The organism is Streptomyces sp. DH-12 (assembly GCF_002899455.1).
Lineage (GTDB): Bacteria > Actinomycetota > Actinomycetes > Streptomycetales > Streptomycetaceae > Streptomyces.
The window spans coordinates 1,382,605-1,398,263 of record NZ_PPFB01000001.1 but is presented as its reverse complement, the minus strand read 5'-3'; the positions used below and the strand labels follow the sequence as shown (position 1 = coordinate 1,398,263).

17 protein-coding genes and 1 pseudogene are annotated in these 15,659 nt (G+C 75.9%); 12 read left to right on the top strand and 6 right to left on the bottom strand.

Features of this window, described 5'->3' with window-relative positions; translation table 11 throughout:
• Positions 1-116: 116 nt before the first annotated feature.
• Positions 117-1,736 (top strand): ABC-F family ATP-binding cassette domain-containing protein, encoded by a 1,620-nt coding sequence (locus C1708_RS05170; protein ID WP_106411531.1) that lies wholly within the window; start codon positions 117-119, stop codon positions 1,734-1,736.
• An 18-nt stretch (positions 1,737-1,754) separates the two neighbouring features.
• Here C1708_RS05170 and C1708_RS05165 read toward each other — a convergent pair whose 3' ends face one another.
• Positions 1,755-2,864 (bottom strand): baeRF2 domain-containing protein, encoded by a 1,110-nt coding sequence (locus tag C1708_RS05165; RefSeq protein ID WP_106411530.1) that lies wholly within the window; start codon positions 2,862-2,864, stop codon positions 1,755-1,757.
• 62 nt (positions 2,865-2,926) lie between these two features.
• On the opposite strand from C1708_RS05165, the gene C1708_RS05160 reads away from it, so the two are divergent.
• Complete coding sequence (locus tag C1708_RS05160) at positions 2,927-3,214, top strand: DUF6158 family protein (protein WP_106411529.1); 288 nt, start codon at positions 2,927-2,929, stop codon at positions 3,212-3,214.
• 86 nt (positions 3,215-3,300) lie between these two features.
• Here C1708_RS05160 and C1708_RS05155 read toward each other — a convergent pair whose 3' ends face one another.
• The 3 genes from C1708_RS05155 to C1708_RS05145 all read right to left on the bottom strand — a co-directional run bounded on the left by C1708_RS05155 (position 3,301) and on the right by C1708_RS05145 (position 4,776).
• A complete protein-coding gene (locus C1708_RS05155; RefSeq protein ID WP_106411528.1) occupies positions 3,301-3,846 on the bottom strand; it encodes a type 1 glutamine amidotransferase domain-containing protein in 546 nt (181 codons plus the stop codon).
• A gap of 89 nt (positions 3,847-3,935) precedes the next feature.
• Positions 3,936-4,361: a CBS domain-containing protein gene (locus tag C1708_RS05150; protein ID WP_106411527.1), complete on the bottom strand. Its 426-nt coding sequence runs from the start codon at positions 4,359-4,361 to the stop codon at positions 3,936-3,938.
• 22 nt (positions 4,362-4,383) lie between these two features.
• On the bottom strand, positions 4,384-4,776 hold the full coding sequence (locus C1708_RS05145) for a DUF2795 domain-containing protein (RefSeq protein WP_106411526.1): 393 nt from the start codon (positions 4,774-4,776) through the stop codon (positions 4,384-4,386).
• Between the two features lie 182 nt (positions 4,777-4,958).
• Between C1708_RS05145 and C1708_RS34325 the strand changes: the two genes are divergently transcribed.
• The 5 genes from C1708_RS34325 to C1708_RS05125 all read left to right on the top strand — a co-directional run bounded on the left by C1708_RS34325 (position 4,959) and on the right by C1708_RS05125 (position 9,621).
• The gene (locus C1708_RS34325; RefSeq protein ID WP_198602401.1) at positions 4,959-5,099 is read left to right on the top strand and encodes a hypothetical protein; all 141 of its coding nucleotides are present in this window, start codon (positions 4,959-4,961) and stop codon (positions 5,097-5,099) included.
• A 148-nt stretch (positions 5,100-5,247) separates the two neighbouring features.
• Positions 5,248-6,048, top strand: coding sequence for an RNA polymerase sigma factor SigF (locus tag C1708_RS05140; RefSeq protein WP_106411525.1), 801 nt, complete (start codon positions 5,248-5,250; stop codon positions 6,046-6,048).
• Positions 6,049-6,227: 179 nt separating this feature from the next.
• Entirely contained in the window at positions 6,228-7,166 is a 939-nt protein-coding gene (locus C1708_RS05135; protein WP_106411524.1) for a hypothetical protein, read from the top strand.
• Positions 7,167-7,321: 155 nt separating this feature from the next.
• Entirely contained in the window at positions 7,322-8,569 is a 1,248-nt protein-coding gene (locus tag C1708_RS05130) for an aminotransferase class I/II-fold pyridoxal phosphate-dependent enzyme (RefSeq protein ID WP_106411523.1), read from the top strand.
• Positions 8,566-9,621: an MBL fold metallo-hydrolase gene (locus C1708_RS05125; RefSeq protein WP_106411522.1), complete on the top strand. Its 1,056-nt coding sequence runs from the start codon at positions 8,566-8,568 to the stop codon at positions 9,619-9,621. Before C1708_RS05130 ends, C1708_RS05125 begins: the two co-directional genes overlap by 4 nt.
• Positions 9,622-9,630: 9 nt before the next feature.
• Here C1708_RS05125 and C1708_RS05120 read toward each other — a convergent pair whose 3' ends face one another.
• Both C1708_RS05120 and C1708_RS05115 read right to left on the bottom strand, forming a co-directional pair.
• Positions 9,631-10,284, bottom strand: coding sequence for a DedA family protein (locus C1708_RS05120; protein ID WP_502696052.1), 654 nt, complete (start codon positions 10,282-10,284; stop codon positions 9,631-9,633).
• On the bottom strand, positions 10,281-11,054 hold the full coding sequence (locus C1708_RS05115) for an MBL fold metallo-hydrolase (RefSeq protein WP_106411521.1): 774 nt from the start codon (positions 11,052-11,054) through the stop codon (positions 10,281-10,283). Before C1708_RS05115 ends, C1708_RS05120 begins: the two co-directional genes overlap by 4 nt.
• A 94-nt stretch (positions 11,055-11,148) precedes the next feature.
• On the opposite strand from C1708_RS05115, the gene C1708_RS05110 reads away from it, so the two are divergent.
• The 5 genes and pseudogenes from C1708_RS05110 (at position 11,149) to C1708_RS05090 (ending at position 15,640) form a co-directional block, all read left to right on the top strand.
• Positions 11,149-11,550 carry a hypothetical protein gene (locus C1708_RS05110; RefSeq protein ID WP_106411520.1) on the top strand — a complete coding sequence of 134 codons (402 nt, stop codon included), beginning with the start codon at positions 11,149-11,151 and terminating at the stop codon, positions 11,548-11,550.
• A 123-nt stretch (positions 11,551-11,673) separates the two neighbouring features.
• Positions 11,674-13,755 (top strand): phage holin family protein, encoded by a 2,082-nt coding sequence (locus C1708_RS05105; protein ID WP_106411519.1) that lies wholly within the window; start codon positions 11,674-11,676, stop codon positions 13,753-13,755.
• Positions 13,712-14,290, top strand: a pseudogene (locus C1708_RS36065) (hypothetical protein); the annotation flags it as partial. The gene C1708_RS05105 and the pseudogene C1708_RS36065, both read left to right, overlap by 44 nt.
• A gap of 100 nt (positions 14,291-14,390) precedes the next feature.
• Positions 14,391-14,819 carry an OsmC family protein gene (locus C1708_RS05095; protein WP_093765935.1) on the top strand — a complete coding sequence of 143 codons (429 nt, stop codon included), beginning with the start codon at positions 14,391-14,393 and terminating at the stop codon, positions 14,817-14,819.
• A 77-nt stretch (positions 14,820-14,896) separates the two neighbouring features.
• A complete protein-coding gene (locus C1708_RS05090; RefSeq protein ID WP_106411518.1) occupies positions 14,897-15,640 on the top strand; it encodes a glycerophosphodiester phosphodiesterase family protein in 744 nt (247 codons plus the stop codon).
• Positions 15,641-15,659: the final 19 nt, after the last annotated feature.

Below are 15,659 nucleotides of genomic sequence, written 5' to 3'. Positions count from 1 at the left end.
CCTACGCGCGACGGTCACATGATGAGACCTCAGTCTCACATAGCAGGAATGGCGAGTGGGGAGGGCCGGGGAAAACCCGTTGCCGACCGCTCCCGGCGCCCCGCAGAATCGCGCCCATGGGACACCTCGAAGCCGCACACCTGGAGTACCACCTCCCCGATGGGAGGGCGCTGCTCGGCGACGTCTCCTTCCGGGTGGGGGAGGGCGCGGTCGTGGCCCTCGTGGGTCCCAACGGAGCGGGCAAGACCACCTTGCTGCGCCTGCTGTCCGGGGAGCTGAAACCGCACGGCGGAACCGTCACCGTGAGCGGCGGCCTCGGGGTGATGCGGCAGTTCGTCGGCTCGGTCCGGGACGAGACGACCGTGCGCGACCTGCTGGTGTCCGTGGCGCCGCCCCGCATCCGCGAGGCCGCCCGCGCCGTCGACGCCGCCGAACACGCGATCATGACGGTCGACGACGAGGCCGCCCAGATGCGCTACGCCCAGGCGCTCGCGGACTGGGCCGAGGCCCAGGGCTACGAGGCCGAGACGCTGTGGGACATCTGCACCACGGCCGCGATGGGCGTCCCCTACGAGAAGGCCCAGTGGCGGCAGGTGAGCACGCTGTCCGGGGGCGAGCAGAAACGGCTGGTGCTGGAAGCGCTGCTGCGCGGCCCCGACGAGGTGCTGCTGCTCGACGAGCCCGACAACTACCTGGACGTGCCCGGCAAGCGCTGGCTGGAGGAGCGCCTCGCGGAGACCCGCAAGACGGTCCTCTTCGTCTCCCACGACCGGGAACTCCTCGCCCGCGCCGCCGAGAAGGTCGTCTCCCTCGAACCGGGGCCCGCCGGCGCCGACGCCTGGGTGCACGGCGGCGGCTTCGCCACCTTCCACGAGGCCCGGCGCGAGCGCTTCGCACGCTTCGAGGAGCTGCGCCGGCGCTGGGACGAGAAGCACGCCCGGTTGAAGAAGCTGGTGCTGACGCTCCGTCAGGCGGCCGGCGTCAGCGACGACATGGCCTCCCGCTACCGCGCCGCCCAGACCCGGCTGCGCAAGTTCGAGGAGGCGGGACCCCCGCCGGAGCCGCCGCGCGAGCAGGACATCCGGATGCGCCTGAAGGGCGGCCGCACCGGCGTCCGCGCCTTCACCTGCGAACAGCTCGAGCTGACCGGCCTGATGAAGCCGTTCGACCTGGAGGTCTTCTACGGCGAACGGATCGCGGTGCTCGGCTCCAACGGCTCCGGCAAGTCGCACTTCCTGCGCCTGCTCGCGGGCGAGGACGTCGCGCACACCGGTGCCTGGCGGACCGGGGCGCGCGTGGTGCCCGGCCACTTCGCGCAGACCCACGCCCACCCCGAGCTGGTCGGCCGCACCCTGCTGGACATCCTGTGGACCGAGCACGCCCAGGACCGGGGCGCCGCCATGTCCCGGCTGCGCCGCTACGAGCTGACCCAGCAGGCGGAGCGGACCTTCGACCGGCTCTCCGGCGGGCAGCAGGCCCGCTTCCAGATCCTGCTGCTGGAGCTCCAGGGCGTCACGGCCCTGTTGCTGGACGAGCCCACCGACAACCTGGACCTGGAATCGGCGGAAGCCCTCCAGGAGGGCCTGGAGGGCTTCGAGGGGACCGTCCTCGCTGTCACGCACGACCGCTGGTTCGCCCGCTCCTTCGACCGCTTCCTGGTCTTCGGCAGCGACGGCAGGGTCCGCGAGACCCCGGAACCGGTCTGGGACGAGCGGCGGGTGGAACGCGCGCGCTGACCGCCGGCGGGCGGCTCGCTACCAGCGCAGCAGCGCGCCCAGCCCGCCCACCGGCGCGTCGTCCCCGGCGTCCGGGGCGGCGGTCACCGACAGCGCGGAGGCGTTCGTCGCCACCGCCGACCGGATCAGCGCGTCGTCCGCGCGGGCCGCCCAGGAGTTCTGCTCGCCGAGGATCTTCAGATCGGTGCGCCGCACCGCCAGCTGGTCCGGGTCCTCGCCGATCCACACCTCCCGGTGCGCGTCGGCGCCGTCCGGCCGGATCAGCAGCTCCTCGATCCGGTGCTCCCGGGCCGCCTCGACCAGGGCCGGCACGCCCTCCGCGGCGCCCGCCCGGCCCTCGCCGTCGCGGCCGCGCGCGGCGAGGAACCGCTCCAGCTCGGCCGCGGCACGGTCCCGCACGTGCTCGGCGCGGAGCCGCTCCACGTCCTCGTCCAGCAGCCGGCTCCCGGCGCCGTGCGACGCCTCCACCACCAGGCCGTGCAGCCGCTGCGGCAGCCGTTCGCGCACCGCCCGCCGCTCGCGGTCGTCGCCGACCAGGATCACCAGGTCGGCGCCGGTCTCCTCCTGGCAGACGGCCAGCGCGTCCGCCACCTCCGCCGCGTTGTGCTCCCAGGTGTTCTCCACCCGCAGCTGGAAGTGGCGCACCGACCAGTCGCCGGTGCTGGTCCGGTGCAGCGGATGCTGCTGCCCGGTCACCGAGCCGGCGTCCTCCCGGCCCAGCGCGCTGCGCAGCTCGAACTCGGCGCCCGCGCGGTCGACGTACGCGACCACGCACACCGGGTCCTCGCCCGCCAGCTCCAGCAGCGGCGCGACCCGGGGCAGCGGCGCCCACTCGGCGCCGTCCCGCCGCGGCGGCCGGGCCAGCGGCGGATCCAGCACCACCTCGCCGTCCCGGGCGAACAGGGCGCGGCCGTGCGGTTCGCCGGAGTGCCGCAGCTCCTCCAGCGCGTGCCGCACCGCGGTGCAGGTCGCCTCGTCGGCGCCCTGGCCGGCCAGCTCGCGCGCCATCGCCTCCGCGGTCAGCTGTCGTTCGTGCGGGGTGCTCTCCGTGCGCCGGGAGGTGTCGACGTAGACGGAGGCCCAGGGGCCGGGACGTTCGTAGAGCGGAGCGAGGAATGCGAGATCCATGGTTCCCTCCCGGTTGCCGTTCGGGGGTGGTGCCTGTGCCGCCGGGCGGGTACCCGGGGCGCATGAACGCACACGAGGAGCGGGACACCACGATGACCGGAGTCGACCCGAACCGCCTGGACGACCAGCAGCTCATGAAGGAGCTGGAGACCATCCACCGCACGCGCCACGACACGCTGCTGTACGGTTCCGACGACGCGCTGCGGGCCCACAACGAGCGCATGGCGCAGTTGGAGGGCGAGTACCTGCGGCGCAACCCGCGCCGCCCCGTCGCGCCGGGCCGCACCCGCGAGGGCGCCCGTGAGCGGACCGCCGGGGACTCCGCCACGCCGACCGCCTCGGGCAGCTGAACGAGAAGCCGACCGCCTCGGCCAGCTGAACGAGGACGGGAGCCCCGCTCACGCGGGGCTCCCGTCCAGTGCTCGTGCGGCGCCTTCTAGGAGGCGCGCTCCGCCGCGAACACCTCCAGGAAGGTCTCGCAGAACGCCTTGAGGTCGTCCGGCTTGCGGCTGGTGACCAGCTTGTTCGGCCCGTGGTCGCAGACCTTGACCTGCTCGTCGACCCAGGTGGCGCCCGCGTTGCCGAGGTCCGTCCGCAGGCTCGGCCAGCTCGTGAGCACCCGGCCGCGGACGACGTCCGCCTCGATCAGGGTCCACGGCGCGTGGCAGATCGCGGCCACCGGCCGGCCCTGCTCGAAGAAGTCCCGGACGAACGCGACGGCCTTGTCGTCCATCCGCAGGAAGTCCGGGTTGGCGACCCCGCCGGGCAGCACCAGCCCGTCGAAGGAGTCCGCCGAGGCGTCCCCGACGACCTCCTGCACGGGGAAGGTGTCCGCCTTGTCGAGGTGGTTGAACGCCTGGATCTCCCCGGATTCGGTCGACACCAGGACGGGCTCGTGGCCCGCCTGCTCGGCCGCCTTCCAGGGTTCGGTCAGCTCCACCTGCTCGACGCCCTCGGGTGCGGTCAGAAATGCGATGCGCATGGTGGCGCCACGTCCCTTCGTCCGTTCCTCGTTCTTCGTTCTTCGGTCTGTCGGTCTGTCGGTCGTACGGTCTCCGTCGCGCCGGCCGGTCAGCGGGTGCCGTCGGGTTCCGCGCGGCTGATGTCGGCCAGCGCCGACCCCGGCTCCCGGGCCTCGGCGAGGTCGCCGAGGGTCACCATCCCGACGGGCAGTCCGCCCTCCACCACGGGGATGCGGCGCACCGCGTGCTCCCGCATCAGGGCGACGGCCGACGCCACCGTGTCGTCCGGGGCGAGCGTCAGCGGGTCCGGCGTGCACACCGACCCCACGCTCACCCCGTACGGGTCCCGGCCCTCGGCCACCGCCCGCACGGTGATGTCCCGGTCGGTGAGCACCCCCACGACGCGCTGTCCGTCCGCCACCACCACGTCGCCGATGTCCTGGCCGCGCATCAGCCGCGCGGCCTCGACGACCGAGGCGTCCGGGCGGACCGCGACCACGCCGGGGGTCATCACGTCCTTCACGAACTCGGCCATGGCCGGCCGGCCTCCCTTCCGGTCACGCCGTCTCCGTCTCCCGGACCCGGGTCAGCGCCTCGGCCAGCTCCTGGACGTTGTCGTAGCGGTCCTTCCGGGACAGCCGCTCCAGCGCCTCGACGAGCGCGTCGGGCGCGTGCCGCCGGTCCAGGGCACGCATGAGTTCGCGGGGACCCGCGGGGAAGTCACCGCGGGTCAGGATCCGGGCCAGTTCCAGTCGCACCGACTCCAGCGACGACGGGTCGCGGCCCGGCGTCACGGGTCCGCGCGTGACCGCGGGGTCGTCGTCGGCGTACGGCTCCGGGTCGTGCCACTCCTCGGTGCGGGTGGGGTGTCCGGACCGCAGCAGGCCCTGCAGTTCGTGCTTCATCTCGTCGTCGCGGTGGACGCTGAGCCGGTCATTGCCTCGCTGCATGTCTCCCTCCAGATCCTTCGGGGGTGCGCACCGCGTACCCGAGGAGCGCGGGCCGACACCGCGATCCGGGCGGCGATCCGGGCGGCGATCCGGAGGGCGGGCCCGGCCCGCCGGGGTTTGGCGCCGGCGGCGGGGGTGACCCGGACGGCACGCCCCCCACGCGGCTCCCGGAAGGACCGGCCATGGCGGTGCTCGCCCTGCTCGTCCCGTCCCTCATGCTCGGCGTGCTCCTGACGCTGGGCCGCTACGAGGACTACGTCCTGCCACCCCGGGACGCGGACCCGGAACCACGTGACACGCCCGTGGGAGGTTTGCGCGGCTGATACGGGGGCACGCGCACACGAAGTGCTTCGGACAGGAGGCACGTCCGTGGTGGCGGCGACAACCGCCCGGACGCGCCTGTCCCGGTGGGTGCGTCCGCCACGGTGACCGTCCGTCCCCGAGCACCTCCGAGGGAGTTGGCGACGCACCATGCCCAGCCGAACCGGCGCCAAGACGCACCCCCACCACGACGCCCCCGACACCGCGGCGGCCTTCCGCAGACTCGCCGCCCTGCCCGACGGACCCGAGCGCGACGCGCTGCGGGACGAGATCGTGGAGGCCTGGCTCCCCATGGCCGACCGCCTCGCCGGACGGTTCCGCAGCCGCGGCGAGAGCTACGACGACCTGCGCCAGGTGGCGGCCCTCGGCCTGGTCAAGGCCGTCGACCGGTACGACCCGGAGCTCGGCAACGCCTTCGAGAGCTACGCCGTGCCGACCGTCACCGGCGAGATCAAGCGGCACTTCCGCGACCACATGTGGACCCTGCACGTCCCGCGCCGCGTGCAGGAACTGCGCAACCGCGTCCGGCACGCCGTCCAGGACCTCTCCCAGACCGTCCAGGGACGCAGCCCCACCGTGGCCGAGATCGCCGCGTGCGCGGGGCTGAGCGAGGACGAGGTGCGCACCGGGCAGGCGGCGGCGGAGAGCTTCAGCGCCCTGTCCCTGGACGCCGAGATGCCCGGCGGCGACGGCGGCTGTTCGCTGGGGGACGCCCTGGGCGGCCCCGACCCGGCGCTGGACACCGTGGTCGACCGGCAGGCGGTCAAGGACCGGCTGGCCGAGCTGCCGGAGCGCGAGCGGGCGATCCTCTACATGCGCTTCTTCGACGACATGACGCAGAACAGCATCGCGCAGGAGCTGGGCCTGTCCCAGATGCACGTCTCCCGGCTGATCAGCCGGAGCTGCGGCCGGGTGCGGGAGCAGGTCATGGGCGACGCCGACGAGGAGTGAGCACCGCGGGGGACCGGTGCCGCGGGGACCGGCGCCGCGAGGACTGACCGTCCTTCACCCGCACGGGGGCGTCCGGTCCCGCGAATGGTGCCCGGCCGCGCGCGCGGCCGGGGCGGGCGGGCTGTGATGGCACCGGGGCGACCGCCGCGCCCCCAGCCGTCGCCGAAGGAGCCCGCACCATGCGCCGCACCGCCCGTGCCCTGTCCGTCGCCGCCGTCGCCGGCACCGTCCTCGGCGCGCTCGCACCGGCCGCGTCCGCCGTGACGGTCCCCGGCAGCGCGGGCGCCTGGGCGTCCCCCTCCCCGTGCGCGTCCCCGACCGGAGGGCACGGATGGCAGGGGCACGCGTCCAGGAGCGCGGCGCCGAGCCCCGCGGGAGCGGGCACGCACGAGGCCGGGGAGTCCGGGGCGGGGACGCTGGTGGAGGAGTTCACCGAGGCGGACCTCTACGGCGCGGAGTCCCTGGACGCCTCCGAGGACCTCACGCCCGGGGAGGCCGGGGAAGCGGACCCGCTCGTGCCCGAGCCGGCCGAGGAGTCGCCCGCAGCCCTCGACCCGGCCGGGTCCGGCGACACCGCCTGGGAGGAACTGATCCCCGACGCCGACGCCGACGCCGAGGCCGAGGCCGAGGCCGAGGAGCGCGCCGGGACCGAGGGCGCGGAAGGCGTACCCGGAGCGGTGGCCACGGCGGCGGACCCCGGAGCCGCGCATCCCGGCGCCACGGACTCGCACACCACGGACCCCTACGGCGCCGATCCGTACGCCGCGGGCACCGGGACCACGGACCACAAGGCCCCGCCCCGCACGGCCGTGGAGCCGGAGGCCACCGGCCCCGAGGCGGACCCGCTCCGGACCGCTCCGCCCGGGCCCACGACCTCGCCCACCGCCTCCCACAAGCCGACCCCCGGCCACCCCACCCACAACCCGCCCCCCACCCACGGGCCGACGACGACGCCCTGCCCGTCGCCGACCGCGCACCAGGGCGTCCAGGCGGGCGGGGGCGGCGCGTTCACCGACTCCGTGCCCGCCCAGGTCGCGGGCGGTCTGCTGATCGCGGGCGCGTTCGGCGCCGCCGCGCACCGCCTGCATCGCAGGCGCACCGGCCGGGCGCGCGGCTGACGTGCCCGCCGGACGGCGTACGGCTGTGCGGTGACGCACCCGATGCGGTGCCGCGCTCATGACGGGCCGATCACGGGGTACTGACTTCGCCGAGGGCGGCACGGACGGACGCCGGGGGACGGCGCCGGGGCACCGGTAACTGCGCGGAGGTGGCGATGCGGCGGACGGATCCGGAAGGACACGGCCCGGTCCGCTTCGGGCCGCCGCTCCCCGAGGACGGGCTGCCGGTGCTGCCCGAACTGGCCGGGGCGCTGGCGGCGGCCGCCTCCCGGGGCGGCCCCGAACCGGTCGGCGGCGGCCCCGCGCTCATCGACGCGGCCTGCGGCCACGGAGAGCGGCGCGGACTGCCCGCCCGCCCGGACCGCACGGCCCTCGCCCCGGGCGCGCCCGCCCTGCTGACCGCCCTGACCGCCGCCCTCGACGGCGACGTCCTGGTGCCGCGGCCGTGCACCGCCTGGTGGGCGCCGTACGCGCGGCTGCTCGGCCGACCCGTGTTCCATGTGCCGACCCCCGCCGAGAGCGGCGGGGTCCCCGACCCGTACGCGCTGCTGGAGACCGTGCGCCGGATGCGCGCCGAGGGCCGTGACCCGCGCCTGCTGGTGTTGTCCGTGGCCGACGACCCCACCGCGACCGTCGCCCCGCCCGACCTGCTGCACGAGACGCTGCAGGCCGCGGCCGGGGAGGGGCTGCACCTGATCAGCGACGAGACCTGGCGCGACACGCTGCACGACCCGCACGGCACGGTGCTGCTCAGCCCCGCCGAGATGCTGCCCGACCACGTCACCGTCGTCACCGACCTGGCCGGCTCCCTGCTCCCGCCCGGCTGGCCCGCCGCGGTCGCCCGCTTCCCGGCGGGCCCGGAGGGCGGCGCGCTGCACGCGCGCGTCCTCGACGTGCTCACCGCCCTCGACGCGTGCGTGGCGACGCCCGTCGCGGCGGCCGCCGGGTACGCGCTGTCCGAGCCCGAGCCGGTCACCGCCCGCGTCGCCGCGTCCGTACGGGCGCACGCGCGCGTGGCCGCCGCCGCGCACCGCGCCGTCGTCGCCGCGGGCGCGGTGGCCCGGCCCCCGCAGTGCGGCCGGCACCTCTACGTGGACCTCACCCCCCTGGCGCCGGCGCTCGCCGCGCGCGGCGTCGGCGACACCCAGGAACTGGAGGACTTCCTCACCGGCCGGTCGGGCATGCCCGCGGCGGGCGGCCACCGGTTCGGCGACGACCTCGAGACACCGCGCGTGCGGCTGTGCACCGCGCCCCTGCTGGGGGCCACGCCCGAGGAGCGCGCGGAGTGCCTGGACGCGGACGAACCGGCGGAACTGCCATGGGTGCGACGCGCGTTGCACCGGGTGACGTCGGTCTTCGACGACCTCCGTGACGACGCTCGGCGATGGGAGTCCTCTCGATGACGCAGCGGTACGAGCCGACCGGCACGACGACCACGGCACCGGACGCCGGCCCCCCGGCCCCGGTCCGTGAGGACCGCCCCCACCCGCCGCTCGCCGCACCGCGCCCGCTCGCCGAGCGCCGGGTGTGGCCCCGCACCTTCCACGACCGGCTGACCGCCCCGCTGCCCGGCCTCAAGGCGTTCGCCCGCTTCGCCCGCGAGGGCGCGGTGCGGCCCGGCCCCGAGGGCCTCGCCGACATCCCCCGCCTGCCGTACGCCCCCGGCCCGGTGCCCGACGTGGACGCCCGCACGCTCGCCGTGACCTGGGCGGGCCACGCCAGCTGGGTGGTGCGGATCGGCGGGCTCACCGTGCTCACCGACCCGGTGTGGTCCCGCCGCATCCTCGGCACGCCCGCCCGTGTCACACCCGTCGGGGTGGCCTGGGAGACGCTGCCCCGCGTGGACGCGGTCGTCATCAGCCACAACCACTACGACCACCTGGACGCCCCCACCCTGCGGCGGCTGCCGCGCGACACCCCGATGTTCGTGCCGGCGGGCCTGGGCCGCTGGTTCCACCGCCGCCGGTTCACCCGCGTCACCGAGCTGGACTGGTGGGAGGCGGCGCAACTGGACGGCGTCCGCTTCGACTTCGTACCGTCCCACCACTGGTCCAAGCGCACCCTGACCGACACCTGCCGCTCGCTGTGGGGCGGCTGGGTGCTCACCGCCCCCGACGGGCGGCGCGTGCACTTCGCCGGCGACACCGGCTACGGCCACTGGTTCTCCCGCATCGGCCGCCGCTACCCGGGCATCGACCTCACCCTGATGCCGATCGGCGCGTACGACCCGCGCTGGTGGCTGGCCGACGTGCACTGCGACCCGGAGGAGGCGGTGCGCGCGGCCCAGGACCTGGGGGCGCGGCACATGGCGCCCATGCACTGGGGCACCTTCGTGCTCTCCGCGGAACCGGTCCTGGAACCGCTCACCCGGGTCCGCGCCGCCTGGGAGGCGGCCGGGCTGCCCCGGGACCGGCTGTGGGACCTGCCGGTCGGCGGGTCGCGGGTGCTCGGGTGACCGGTGGCGTCAGCCGGCGGGCGTGCGGCGCACCCACCGCCACAGGGCCGGGGCCACGCTGATCAGCACGGTCAGCACGATCGCCGCGAGCACGCCCTCCCAGGGCTCGGCGAACAGCGAGCCGCCGAGGACGCCGATGAGCTGGTAGGTCGCCGCCCAGGCCAGGCAGGCCGGCAGGTTGCCGCGTACGAAACGCCGCAGCGGCCACTTCGCGACCAGGCAGGCCAGCATCACCGGCAGCCGCCCGGCCGGCACCAGCCGGGACAGCACCAGCACCGCCACGCCGTGGTCGGCGAGCTTCTCCTGGGCCTGCGCCAGCCGCTCCTCGGGGGCCCGGTCCCGGATCGCCTCCAGCCAGCGCGACCCGTTCCTCGACGTCATCCCGCGCCGCCCCAGCCAGTACAGCGCCACGTCGCCGAGGAAGGCGGCCAGCGACGCCGTCACGAACACCAGCGCCATCGGGAACGGCGCGGTCCGGTGGAAGGCGACCACGGCCGCCGAACTGACCAGCGCGCCCGTCGGCACCACCGGCACCAGCGCCCCGATGAGCACCAGCAGGAACAGCGACGGGTACCCGATCGCCTGCTGGGTGGACTCGGGAGCCACGGCCGCCGGCGGCACCAGGCCGCCGGCCGTCTGTACGAGGGCGGCGGGGGAGGTCACCGCGCCGCCCCCAGGCGCACGCTCTCGCCGTGCCCGAGCCGGTGCACCACCGCCTCCGGCGCGTGCCGCCCCGCCAGCCGCTCGAACTCGTGCCCCGGCGCGTGGAACTCGTGGGGGCGCACGGCGTCCATCCCGATCGGCCAGTACGTGCCGTAGTGCACCGGCACCGCGTGCGCCGCGCCCAGCAGCGCCAGCGCCTCGGCCGCGCGCCCCGCGTCCAGGTGCCCCTCGCCCAGGTACGGCCCCCAGCCGCCCACCGGCAGCAGCGCCGTGTCCACCGGGCCGGTCTCCTTGGCCATGTCCTCGAACAGGCCGGTGTCCCCGGCGAAGTAGGTGCGCGCCTCACCCTCGACCACGTAACCGAGGGCGGGCGCGCGGCGCCTCCCCACGGGCAGCCGCCGCCCGTCGTGCAGCGCGGGCACGGCCCGCACCGCCAGCGGCCCGACGGACGTCACGTCGCCGGGCGCCATCTCGGTGATGTCGAGCGCGGTGAGCCTGCGCAGCCCCGGAACCGCCCGGAGCGCCCCCAAGGGCACCAGCAGCCGGGCGCCCGGGGCGAGCCGGGCCAGCGACGGCAGGTGCAGGTGGTCGTGGTGCAGATGGGACACCAGCACCACGTCCGCGCGCCGCGCCTCCGGCGGCGGCACCGCGCCGCGCCTGCGCCGCAGATGCGCCAGCCGGCGTGCGAACAGGGGGTCGGTGAGGACGCGCGTGTGCGAGTCCTCCAGCGTGCAGGTGGCGTGCCCCCACCACGTGACCTCCACCGGCACCTCTTCGCCTCCTTCGCGCGACTCCCCGAAGCCTACGCGCAGGAGTAGGGTCGTCGGCGAAAACCCGAGGTGGGCCCGAGGTGAGGGGGACGCCATGGCGCCGGTGCGGGTGACGGCCATCGCGAGCCTGACGCCGCTGGAGGAGCTGGACGCCGAGCCGTTCCTGGTGGACTCCCGCGGCCAGCACGCGATGTGCGCGCGCTGGGCCGCCGAGCACGGGTACGCGGTGGCCCGCGAACTGCTGGTGCGCGGCCTGCGCCCCGACCACGCGCTGCTCTGGGACGGGGTGCGGCCCGGCGCCGACCTGTTCGTGGCGCCCAGCCTGCGGGTGCTGGAGCGGGCGCTGTCCTCCGTGGCCGGGTTCACCGCGGAGTGCGCGCGGCGCGGGGTGCGGGTGGAGACGGTGGGCCGCGCGGAGCCGTCGTACGACACGGCGATGAAGGCCCGGGTGCACCGCAGGCTCTCCCTGCCGACCGCCGGCTACGACGGCCGCTGAAGGAGGCCACGACCGGGGCCCGGCGGCGGGCCGGGAGGCGCGGCAGGCGCCGGAGCGGGGACGGAACACCTCATCAGGACGTTGTGACAGGGTGGGGGCGGGCCAGAGACGGGAACGTGAGGTGTGCGCGGCGTGGGCGGCGGGCGAGGGCGACGGGTCGCCAGTCAGATCGGGCGGAGTGTCACCGTGTGGGCGGTCTCCACGCTCACCATGCTGGCGCTCGCGGGCATCCTGCCGGACTTCCGGCTGCGGTCGGCCGACGGCGGCAGCGCCACCGACATCGCGGTCACCGCCGCGCTCGGCGCGGGCGCCTTCGGCCTGCTGTCCGCGCTGGTCTGGCCGCTGCTGGTGCGACTGCTGCTGCTCGTGCCCGCACTCGTCCTCGGCCTGCTGGTGTTCTTCCTCAACGGCGCCCTGCTGTGGGTGGCGCTGCGCGTCAACCCGGTCGAGCGCGGCTCGGCGGCCCCCGAGACGGCGGTGGTGGTCGCCGCCGTGATGTCCGCCGTCGCCTCCGCCACCGGAGGCGCCCTCGCCGTCCGCGACGACGACGCCTACCGACGGCGGCTGTACCGGCTCGCGGACCGGAGACGGCGCTCCGACCCGCCCTGCCCGACCACCCCGGGCACCGTCTTCCTCCAGCTCGACGGCGTGGGCCACGACGTCCTGCTGTCCGCCGTCGGCAAGGGCCTGATGCCCACCGTCGCCCGCTGGCTGGGCGCCGGCGGCGACCGGCCCACCCACCGCCTCACCCCCTGGCGCACCGACTGGTCCAGCCAGACCGGCGCCAGCCAGCTCGGCATCCTGCACGGCAGCAACTTCGACGTCCCCGCCTTCCGCTGGTACGAGAAGGCCCGCCGCGAGGTGATGGTCTGCAACCGCCCCACCAGCGCCGCCGAACTGCAGGCTCGCGCGATCGAGCACTCCGGGCACGCGGGACTGCTCGCCCACGGCGGCGCCAGCCGGGGCAACCTGTTCAGCGGCGGCGCCGACGAGCAGGCGCTGGTGCTGTCCATCGCGGGCCGCCGCAGGGGCCCGGCCGCCCGCTCCCGCGCGGGCTACTTCGCCTACTTCTCCGACCCCGCCAACGCCGTGCGCACCGCCCTGTCCTTCGTCGCCGAGGTGGGCCGGGAGATCGGCCAGTCCGTGCGGTCGCGGACGCGCGGACAGCGCCCGCGCGTCTCCCGCGGCGGGCTGTACCCCCTGGTGCGCGCCTTCGCCACCGTCGTCGAGCGGGACGTCGTGGTGGCCGCCGTGACGGGCGACCTGCTGGCCGGCCGCAACGCCGTCTACGCCGACCTGGTCGCCTACGACGAGGTCGCCCACCACTCCGGGCCGACGAGCCGGGACGCCGAACAGGTGCTGCGGCGCCTCGACCGCGCCCTCGCGCTGATCGAGAACGTCGCCGAGCACGCCCCCCGCCCGTACCGGATCGTCGTGCTGTCCGACCACGGGCAGAGCCCCGGCGAGACGTTCCGCTCCCGGTACGGCCTGACCCTCGGCGACCTGGTGCGGGCCGGCTGCGGGCTGCCCGTGCCGCGCCGCGCCCGGCGCACCCACAGCGGCGCCGAGGCCCGCGCGGCGGTCCGCGCCGCGCTGCGCCGGCCCGTCGAGGAGGGCGCCGAGCACTACCGCCCCTCCCGCGGCTCGGAGCCGGTCGTGCTCGCCTCCGGCAACCTGGGCCTGGTGTCCTTCCCGGACGTGCCGCACCGGATGACCAAGGAGGAGATCGACGCCCGGCACCCCGTGCTGCTGCCGACCCTCGCCAACCACCCCGGCATCGGCTTCCTGCTGGTCCGCAGCGAACGCCACGGCGGGGTCGTGCTCGGCGCGTACGGCGCGGAGATCCCGCTGGACGAGCTCGACGAGAACCCGGGACCGCTCGCCCCGTTCGGGCCCGGCGCCGCCGACGTCGTGCGCCGCACCCACACGTTCCCGCACACCGCCGACATCATGGTCAACTCCTTCTACGACCCGGCGGACGGCGAGGTGCTCGCGTTCGAGGAGCAGATCGGCTCCCACGGCGGCCTCGGCGGCGCCCAGTCCCGCCCCTTCCTGCTGTCCCCGCTGGTCCTGTCCGCCCCGGTCCCCGAGGGCGCCGAGCCGGCCGGCGCCGAACAGATCCACCACATCCTGCGCCGCTGGCTCACCGAGTCCGCCGAGGCCGGCACCCGCCCCCTGCCGGAGCGTCGCGAACGCGCGGCCTGACGGCCGCGACGGGGACGTCCGGGGCGGATATCCGCGTGACGGGCGCGCCTTCCGGCTGACACCCTCGGCGGCGAGTCGTCCCCCGTCCGCGTCACCGCGCCCGTCGAGGCGCGCGCAAGGGAGCACCTGCGTGCAGGCAGCCGTCACCGTCACCCCCGCCCGTGTCCCGGAGCTCGGCTCCATGAACCGGACCCTGCTCGGCAAGGCGCTCGGCGCCATCGCCTCCTACGCGGAGTCCCGTGACGTGCCCGCCGCGCGCGTGGTGTTCTGCGACGCGGCGCCGCACGACGCGGGGTACCTGCCGGTCACCGAGATCGCCGGGAGGGTGCGGGTCCGCGGCCGGGGCGGCACCGTCCTCCAGCCGGGTGTCGACCTGCTGGAGCGCGCCGACGACTTCCCGCCCGGCGCGCCCGTGCTGGTCGTCACCGACGGCTGGTGCGACGTGGTGCGGGTGCGGCGCGAGCACGCCTACCTGATCCCGCGGGGCGCGACCCTGCCCTTCATCCCGAGGGGGCCCGTCTTCCGGGTGAGTTGAGCCGTGATGTGATCGGATGGACCAGGGACGCCCGGTGATCCGGGCGTCCGGACCGAGCACCGCCGGCCTCACGGCCGGAATCGTTTCGAAAGGATGCGGCATGGCAACCACGCGCTCCGCGCACACCGTTTGGGAAGGCAGCCTCTTCAAGGGCAGCGGGGTCGTCGCCTTCGACTCCTCGGGCGCCATCTCCGAGCAGCCGGTCACCTGGGCCTCGCGCGCCGAGGACGCGAACGGGAAGACCAGCCCCGAGGAGCTGATCGCCGCCGCGCACTCCAGCTGCTTCTCGATGGCCCTGTCCAACGGCCTCGACAAGGCGGGCACCCCGCCCACCCGGCTGACCACCAACGCCGAGGTCACCTTCGTGCCGGGCACGGGCATCACCGGCATCCACCTCACCGTCGAGGGCACCGTCCCCGGCCTGGACGAGGCCGGCTTCGTCGCCGCCGCCGAGGACGCCAAGGTGAACTGCCCGGTCAGCCAGGCGCTCAAGGGCACGGAGATCACCCTGACGGCGAAGCTCGCCTGACCCGTCCGCCCGCAGGGCCACCGCAGGCCGCCCCCGCCGGGGCGGCCTGCTCCGCGTCCGCCGCCGAAAGCCGCCCCATGACGTCACGCCCCGCCGTCTCCGCCCACCGCGGAGGGACCGAACGCGCCGCCCCGGCCACCTGGGAGGCGTACCAGGACGCGCTCGCCTCGGGCGCCGAGTACGTCGAGTTCGACGTGCGGCGCACCGCGGACGGCGTCCTCGTCGTCCACCACGACGCCCGGGTGGGCGGCACCGGCCCCTTGCTGTCCACGCTCACCCGCACCGCACTGGACGCCCGCGCCGGGTACCCGGTGCCCGCCGTGGAGGACGTGATGGCGCTGATCGCGGGGAAGCTCGTCGCGCACCTGGACCTGAAGGAGACCGGCTACGAGCGCGAGGTGCTGGACCGGGCGGTCGCCCTGCTGGGGGAGGACGGGGTCGTCGCCACCACCCTGGAGGACCGCTCCGTCGCCGCCCTCACCGCCGCCCGCCCGCGCGTGCGCACCCTGCTCTCCCTCGGCCGCGACGGCCGCGGCCTGACCCGGCGCCGGCTGGTGCGCACCCGGATGGGCGAACTGCTGCCGCTGCGCCGCGTCCGCGCCTGCGGCGCCCACGGGGTCGCCGTGCACCAGCGGCTGGCCCGCGCCACCGTGCTGCGCGAGGCCGCCCGCGGCGGACTGTTCACGATGGTGTGGACGGTCAACGACGACACGGCGATGCGCGCCTTCCTCGACGACCCGCGCGTGGACGTCCTGGTCACCGACCGCCCCCGCCGCGCGGTGACGCTGCGGGACCACCCGGACGGGTCACGCCCCCGCTGACGTGAAACCCCCTCCGCAC